Below are 6,000 nucleotides of genomic sequence, written 5' to 3' on the forward strand. Positions count from 1 at the left end.
CGGCTATTTCCCTGCCTCCTCCAGCAACCAGTCCCGGAACGCCTGCACCTTCGCCAGTTCCCCGCACTCCGGCCGATAGACCACGTAGTACGCCTGGGTCAGCGGACAATCCAGCCCCTTGTCGGCAAACGGCCGGATCAGGCGCCCGGCCTCCAGGTCATCCTTCACCATCACGCTACGTGCCAGGGCCAGGCCCTGCCCGTCCATCGCCGCCTGCAACACCGCCGCCGAATTGTTGATACGCAGGCCATGGTCGGCGCGGATGTCGAGAAAGCCCGAGGCATCCAGCCACATGCGCCAGGTCGGGTAGTCCGGGTCGCTGGCCATCGACAGGTCATGGATCAGCGTGCTCCTGGCCAACGCCGCCTCCGTCAACCGGCCCTTCTTCAGCAGCGGATAACCCGGCGCGCACACCGGGAACAGCGTCTCGTCCAGCAGGTGCACCGCCGTCAGCCCGGCCCACTTGCCGCCGCCATAACGCACCCCGACATCGATCCGCTCGGCCTGGAAATCCACCGTGCGCAGGTTGGTGTCCAGCAGCACGTCGAGCCCCGGCCAGGCCTGCTGGAAGCGCTCGATCCGCGGCAGCAGCCACTTCGAGGCGAACGCCGGGCTGACACTCACCGTCAGCCCGGCCTGCACGCTGGCGTCCTTGAGCCGGGCCAGGCCGACGCCAAGGCGGTCGAAGCCAGCCTGGATATCCGGCAAGGCCGCGCGGGCGATCTCGGTCAGCATCAGCCGCGCCGTGCCGCTGCCGGCACGGGTGAACAGCGGAATGCCGAGCCAGGCCTCCAGGCTGCGCACCTGCTGCCCGACCGCCGCCGGGGTGACGTTCAGCTCCGCTGCGGCGGCGGAGAAACTCTGGTGTCGGGCCGCCGCTTCGAAGGCGCGCAGGGCGTTGAGATAGATCAGGGACATTGAAAGGTTTTCTTTCTCATGAAGGATATGACGATCCCGGGAACCATGACCCAAGCCGTTGCGCGATGCAAAGCTTTTCCTGCCCATCTGCGACAGTCGATGACCACGCTTACGACACCCTCGCTATATATTTGAATATATAGCGTTGTCAGCTAACGACCGACGGCGCTAGTATTCGCCGCGGTCCGGCCCTGTGCCGGACCCGCATCCGCAGCAATTCAAACGGTTCGATGTCTTCGGGGAGGAAGGCCCGGGCTGTTTTGCGGGTATCGCTGTATATAAAAATATATAACGAAACAGAATGTTTCCGTTTCCGGGCCACCCGCAGCGGATGCATTCCATGAACACGGAGCAGTCATGCAGCCCTTCACCCCCCGTACCCTGGTGCTGGCCATCGCCGCCATCAGCGCCCAGTCCGTCTTCGCCGAAGACAGCAAGCCGTTCACCCTCGGCGAAATCCAGATTTCCGCCCCGCAGGACGACAAGCTCGCCACCGGCAGCAGCGTGGTCGAGTTGCAGGACATCCGCCTGCACGACCGGGAAACCGTCGACCGCGCCCTGGCCCTGGCCCCCGGGGTCAACCAGAGCTACATCGGCGGCCGCGCCGAGCAGGTGGTCTATGTCCGCGGTTTCGACCGCCTGCAGGTGCCCGTCTATATCGACGGCATCCCTACCTACGTCCCCTATGACGGCAATATCGACCTGGGTCGCTTCACCACCTATGACCTGTCGCGCATCGAAGTGGCCAAGGGCTTCGCCTCGCTGCTGTACGGCCCGAACACCCTGGGCGGGGCGATCAACCTGGTGACCCGGCGTCCGACCCAGGCGTTCGAGGGCGAAGTCGGCGGCGGCCTGGAAATGACCGACCACGGCAACGTCAACGCCTACCGTAGCTACGCCAACGTCGGCTCCAACCAGGGCAGTTGGTGGATGCAGGGCGGCGTGTCCTATGTCGACTACGACTACACGCTGCTGCCGGACGACTTCAAGCCGACCAACAACCAGCAAGGCGAAGGCCGCCGCGAGAACAGCAACAAGCGCGACGGCAAGTTCAGCTTCAAGCTCGGCTTCACCCCCAACGCCACCGACGAGTACGTGGTCGGCTATGTCCAGCAGGAGGGCCGCAAGGGCCAGCCACCCTACGCCGGCGATCTGCCCGCCACCGGACAGCGCAAGCGCTGGTGGGAATGGCCGCAATGGGACAAGACCAGCCTGTTCCTCGCCACCAACACCCGTTTCGGCGAGCACGGCCTGAAGACCCGGGTATTCCACGACACCTTCAAGAACTCGCTGGAAAGCTTCAACTACAACAACGGCATCCCCGGCACCCTGCAGTCCGGCTTCCCGAGCAAGTACGACGACGAATCCACCGGCTTCTCCATCGAAGGCGACCTGGCAATGACCGAAGGCAACCGCCTGGGCGTGGCCTACCACTTCAAGGAAGACGTGCATCGCTCCCGCGACGGCAGCGACCCGCAGACCCATTTCCGCGACCAGACCCAGTCCATCGCCCTGGAAGACACCCTGCGCCTGAACGATATCTTCAGCGTGGTCGGTGGCGTCTCGTACAACTACCGCAAGAGCCTGGACGCCGAGAACTTCGGCACCAACAGCACCTCGCCAACGCGCAAGACCCTGTACGACGAGCCCACCGGCAGCGACGACGCGGTCAACAGCCAGCTCGGCCTGTTCATGAACACCGGCCCACTGCTGGACATCGACCACAACGGCCAGGTGCGCCTGACCGTGTCGCGCAAGAGCCGCTTCGCCACCATCAAGGACCGCTACTCGACGCGCTTCGGCACGGTCATCCCCAGCCCCGACCTGAAGTCGGAACGCGCCACCCACTATGAGCTGGGCTACAGCGGCGCACTGACGTCGCAGTGGAGCCTGGACGCGGCGCTGTTCGTGGCCAATATCGAAGACTCGATCCAGCAGGTCACGGTGCCGGCGCAACTCAACTGCGCAGCGCCCTGCGGCCAGTACCAGAACATCGCCAAGGCGCGTAACCAGGGCTTTGAACTGGGCCTGAAGGGCGATCTCGGCGACTGGGAACTGGGCGCCAGCTACACCTTCCTCGACCGCGAGAACCGCAGCAATCCCGAGCTGCACCCGATCGACACGCCGCGCCACAACCTGTTCGCCTCGGCTACCTGGAACCACGATGCCTGGCGCCTGACCGGCAGCGCCGAGGCGGCGTCCAGGCGCTACAACGTTTCCGACGGCACGCAGATGTCCGGCGGCTACGCGGTGTACAACTTCAAGAGCGGCTACCGCTTCAGCAACGACGTGCTGGTGGAGGCTGGCGTGCGCAACCTGTTCGACCGTCTCTACGAGTACAGCGAGGGCTACCCGGAGATCGGCCGCAACTACTTCGTGCAGTTCAATGTTCCGCTGTAAGGCATGGTTGCTCGCCTGGGTCCTGGGCCCGGCGAGCGCCCTCGCGGCGGCTCCGCAACCGGTGGTGGTGCTGACCAGCTACCCCGAGGAAATGATGAGCCGCTTCGAGGAAGCCTTCGAACAGGCCAACCCCGACTACCGCCTGCAGATCCTCTGGCGCCAGGGCTTCGATGCCCTGCCCTTCCTGCGCCAGCAGGACCAGGGTGGCGTCGATGTGTACTGGGCACCGTCGCCGGGCAACTTCGCCCGGCTCGCCAGGGATGGCGGCTGGCAACCCCTGGGGGTCGACCTCAAGGGCTTGCCGGCGAAGATCGGCGACACCGCGCTGCGCGATGGCCAGGCCCGCTACCAGGCCACGGAACTGGCCGGCTACGGCTTTGCCACCAATCCACGGGTGCTCAAGGAACTGGGCATGGAGGCGCCGAAGGACTGGACCGACCTGCTCGATGCGCGCCTGCGCGGGCGCATCGCCCTGCCCGACCCGGGCCGGGTCGGCTTCGCCCCGGTGCTGCTGGACATCGTGCTCCAGGCCTATGGCTGGGAGCGCGGCTGGGCGCTGTGGAGCGAGATCGCCGGGCAGTCGCGGCTGGTCAGCCGCGGCGGCACCCTGGTCAGCGACGAGGTGGCCAGCGGGCGCGCGGCGGTGGGACTGTCCATCGACTTCTTCGTCGCCTCGGCGGTGAGCAACGGACAGCCGGTGGACTTCGTCTATCCGGCCCATGGCGGGTTGAATCCGGCGCATATCGCGATCACGCGGGAGGCCAGGCAGGTGGAAGGTGCACGGGCTTTCGTGCGTTTCGTGCTCTCGGCGGACGGGCAGAAGCTGCTGGCCGACCCGGATATCCGCAAGCTGCCGGTACGGCCCAGCGTCTACGCCGAACTGCCGGCGGGCTACCACGATCCGTTCGCCGCGCCCTACCGCTACCAGGAGGCTTCCCGCGAGCGCCTGGCACTGGTCACTTCGCTGTTCGTGCAGTGGCTCGGCCAGCCCCATGAGCGCCTCAGTGCGCTATGGGCCCGGGTGCATACCGGCGAAGCGATGGGCCGCGACCTGCAGGCCGTGCGCGCCTACCTTGGCGTGCCCCCGATCAGCGCCGGCCAGGCCGCCTCGGCGGACCTGCTGAAGTTGTTCGGCGAGCGCCAGGACGGCGGTATGGAACACGCGCCCGCCAGCGACCAGGACGAATTGGGCCGGCGCGAGATCGCCTGGCAGTTCCACAGCGCCACCCGGCACGCCGAAGCGGCGCGCCTGCTGGACGAGATGGGACTGTGAGGCGCATCTGGGTGCTGCTGGCGCTGGCGGTCCTCTCCGTCAGCGCCCGGGCGGACCGCGAGGCGTTCTCGCAGCCGCTGCCGGGGCTGGACGACGAGGCGCAGCGAGAGCGTTTCTTCAAGGGCCGCGGGCTGTTTCGCCAGGCATGGGTCATCGCCCCGTCGCGGGATGAAGCGGTGGATGGCCTGGGCCCGCTGTACAACCGCATCACCTGCATCGCCTGTCATCCAAAGAATGGGCGCGGCCAGGCACCGGTGGACGAGAACGCGCCGATGCGCACCCTGCTGGTACGCCTGTCGCTGCCGGGGCAGGATGCCCACGGCGGGCCGCGGCCCCATCCGGCCTACGGCGACCAGCTCAACGAACTGGGGATTCCCGGCGTGCGCGGCGAAGGTCGCGCGCGGATTCGCTGGGAAGAACGCGCCGTCGCGCTGGCCGGCGGTGAAGTCGTGAGCCTGCGCCAGCCACACCTGTCCTTCAGCGAGCTGGGGTACGGGCCGCTGGGCGATGTGCTCACCTCGGCGCGGGTCGGTACGCCGGTGTTCGGCCTGGGATTGCTGGAGGCTGTCAGTGCTCGGGAGCTGCAGCGCATGGCGGACGAGCCCAAGGCCGATGGTGTGCGCGGGCGGGTCAACCAGGTCTGGAGCGTCGAGCGCCAGCGCCTGGAGCCCGGCAGGTTCGGGCTCAAGGCCAACCAGCCGGACCTGATGCAACAGATTGCCAGCGCCCTGCATGGCGACCTGGGGATCACCTCGCCGTTGTATCCCCGGGAGAACTGCGCGCCGCAGCAGCGGGATTGCCAGAAGGCGTTGAGTGGCGGGCAGCCGGAGGTGGACGGGATGCAACTGATGGAGCTGCACTTCTATCTGTCGCAGCTGGCCCCCCCGGCGCGGCGCGACCGGGACCAGGTCGGGCGCGGAGAAGCGCTGTTCGCTTCGACGGGCTGCGTGGCGTGCCACCGTCCCCGGTTGCAGGCGGGCACGCAGGTCATCGAGGCGTACACCGATCTGTTGCTGCATGACATGGGAGACGGGCTGGCCGATGGGCGGGAGGATTTTCTCGCCAGCGGCAAGGAATGGCGGACGCCGCCGTTGTGGGGCGTGGGGCTGATCGAGCAGATCAATCCCGGGGCCGGCTATCTGCATGACGGGCGGGCCAGGACGCTGGCCGAGGCGGTGCTGTGGCATGGCGGGGAAGCGCAGGTGGCGCGAGATCGGTTCGTCGACATGGCACAGGCAGACCGCGAGGCGCTGTTGCGCTTCCTGCAATCGCTCTGAGCCCCGCTGGCTGACTGCCGCTACACCGTCCGTGTAAACGCCACCGTCCTTGTGGGAGCGGGTTCACCCGCGATTGCGTCGGTGGGATCAACACACGCAAACCCGGGGGACCCCCGCCCCCACGCGGCGAGG

The 6,000-nt window shown here is 67.2% G+C and carries 4 protein-coding genes; 3 read left to right on the forward strand and 1 reads right to left on the reverse strand.

Annotated features, from left to right (window positions below):
* Positions 1-3 precede the first annotated feature (3 nt).
* Positions 4-918, reverse strand: a complete 915-nt coding sequence (gcvA, locus tag V0R59_RS23500) for a transcriptional regulator GcvA (RefSeq protein ID WP_330075497.1) — start codon at positions 916-918, stop codon at positions 4-6.
* 357 nt (positions 919-1,275) lie between these two features.
* Here gcvA and V0R59_RS23505 point away from each other — a divergent pair, with 357 nt between their 5' ends.
* From V0R59_RS23505 to V0R59_RS23515, 3 genes are read left to right on the forward strand one after another with little or no spacing between them, the layout of a single operon-like run.
* On the forward strand, positions 1,276-3,318 hold the full coding sequence (locus tag V0R59_RS23505) for a TonB-dependent receptor plug domain-containing protein (protein ID WP_330075498.1): 2,043 nt from the start codon (positions 1,276-1,278) through the stop codon (positions 3,316-3,318).
* Positions 3,305-4,591, forward strand: coding sequence for an ABC transporter substrate-binding protein (locus tag V0R59_RS23510; protein ID WP_330075499.1), 1,287 nt, complete (start codon positions 3,305-3,307; stop codon positions 4,589-4,591). Before V0R59_RS23505 ends, V0R59_RS23510 begins: the two co-directional genes overlap by 14 nt.
* Positions 4,588-5,868 (forward strand): di-heme oxidoreductase family protein, encoded by a 1,281-nt coding sequence (locus tag V0R59_RS23515; protein ID WP_330075500.1) that lies wholly within the window; start codon positions 4,588-4,590, stop codon positions 5,866-5,868. Before V0R59_RS23510 ends, V0R59_RS23515 begins: the two co-directional genes overlap by 4 nt.
* Positions 5,869-6,000 lie beyond the last annotated feature (132 nt).

Source organism: Pseudomonas ulcerans, from assembly GCF_036324125.1.
Classification (GTDB): Bacteria; Pseudomonadota; Gammaproteobacteria; order Pseudomonadales; family Pseudomonadaceae; genus Aquipseudomonas; species Aquipseudomonas ulcerans.